We start from the raw sequence: 1,823 nt of genomic DNA on the forward strand, positions 1-1,823 counted from the left end.
GGCAGCCACTCCCCGGTCCCGTTCACAGCGCGGTGCCGGCCCGTCAGCTTGACGACCGCTCTCACCGGACCGGCCTGCTCCACCTTCGATGAATAAATCCGGGACTGATAGCGCTCTTCCCGGATCGTGCGCGCACCGGTCAGCTCGCTTACACTTTCCTTCATGGCGACCAGTTCGCCGCCGGAGCAGACGAGAATTCCGCCCCGTTGTATGCTGCCTATAATCCGGCTGCCGCTCTTCGGAATATGAAAAGAAAAAACCCCCGTGTCCACATGGATGCCTTCATCCGTCTCGCTAACGGACAACGAAGGCGCTGATGCCGCTTGTCCAGCTTCCCCTTTCTCGACGACATACCTAGAGGGTACTCCCGCGGGAAAAACCGCCGCATGCGCCGTCCATTTGACACTGCCGTCCGGCCAATACGCGGCCGGCCAGCTCTGCAGGTGGGGAGCTTCACCACCCTCTTGAGCCTGCAGCGCCAGCGGCTCGTTTCTCTGCAACTGTCCTTCCTTCCACGGCATCCCCCAGGTCACCCCGGCCGGAACCGTCGGGGCGTCCTTCAGCCAACGTACGTCTACTCGGGTTTCGTTCATGGACTCATCTCCTTTTGGCAATTCGTTTGCTTCCGCTTTTGTCATCACGCCTTCAGTGTAGAGAACGGCCGTTTTCCCGGCAATGACACTTTCTTGGCGGGCCCGGTGCGGCAGCATTGCACGTTTTCACCCGGCTTGCACATTCTTGCAGCGGGGCGGGCACCTTGGGAATGCATCCTGAAAAGCATGCTTGGCAGGGCTCGGCGAAGTGGCAAGCAGCATAAAAAGCCGGCAGCGGTCTCTTGTTGAGCCGCTGCCGGCTTCGTCCGTAACTGTATCACTGACGCCTATTCCGCCCGGCTCAGCTCACGGTAGCGGGTTGGCGTCATCCCCTCAAGCTTTTTAAAGATCCGGTTAAAATAGCTGTGCTGGTAGCCGACCTGCTCGGCGACGGTGTTGATCTTCAGCTCCGATTCCCGCAGCAGCTCCTTCGCTTTTTCCAGGCGCAGCTCGGTCAGATAATCGATAAAGTTTTTGCCGGTAACCCGCTTAAACGACTTGCTCAGAAAAAAAGGATTTGTGCCGATATGGTCGGCACAGTTATCGAGCGAAATATCGAGCATGTAGTTCTGCTGCATGTAGATCATCGCCTGCTCCATCAGCTGTTTGACCTGGCAGTCCGACCGGTTCGTCAGCTCCTGCATGAACGGAGCGATGACCTTCGCCTCGAACCAGTCCCGGAAGGCAGCCGGCTCTTTCATCTGCGAGAGCTGCTCATACAAATTGGCGCCTTTGAACAGCCGGTTCGGCTGGATGCCGGATACAAGGATCGCGTGCTGGACAGATCCGAGCAGATGAAGCATTCCCTGCTGGACATCGATCGCCTTCGCTCCTTGTACGGACAGCGCATTCTGAAAGTCGGAGAGCAGAGCCCGGGCATCCGCTTCCTGTCCGGTGCGAAGCGCTTGCAGGAACTCCCGCTCCAGCGTAAACGGATACGGAGGCTCGGCCCCGTCTTCGTAGTTCAGCTGTTCCATCTCGATGATCTGATTGTCATGCTCGAAGTTGCGGAAGCTTGCGGCATGCTTCACCCCTTCAAAGGCGAGCGGAATGTCGCTGATGCGGTTCATGGTCCGGCTGACGGCGATGGTGACGCGCATGTTGAGCAGCCGGTTGACCGCTTGCGTCAGCTCCTCGCTGAACACCTTGATCGGCTCTGTACACGGCTCACCTTCCGGCAGGATCAGCAGCACGCCCGATCCGAGATCGTGGAAATTGATCGTACTGCTC

General features: G+C 58.4%; 2 protein-coding genes. Both read right to left on the reverse strand.

The features are described from left to right. Nucleotides 1-593: RIFT barrel domain-containing protein (locus CPT76_RS37485; RefSeq protein ID WP_483870052.1), on the reverse strand; the 593-nt coding region annotated here is incomplete at its 3' end. A 287-nt stretch (nucleotides 594-880) separates the two neighbouring features. After that, the coding region (locus tag CPT76_RS15960; protein WP_146116331.1) for a helix-turn-helix transcriptional regulator at nucleotides 881-1,823 on the reverse strand (943 nt) is incomplete at its 5' end.

The sequence above is a fragment of the Paenibacillus sp. AR247 genome, from assembly GCF_002968895.1.
Lineage (GTDB): Bacteria > Bacillota > Bacilli > Paenibacillales > Paenibacillaceae > Paenibacillus_AQ > Paenibacillus_AQ favisporus.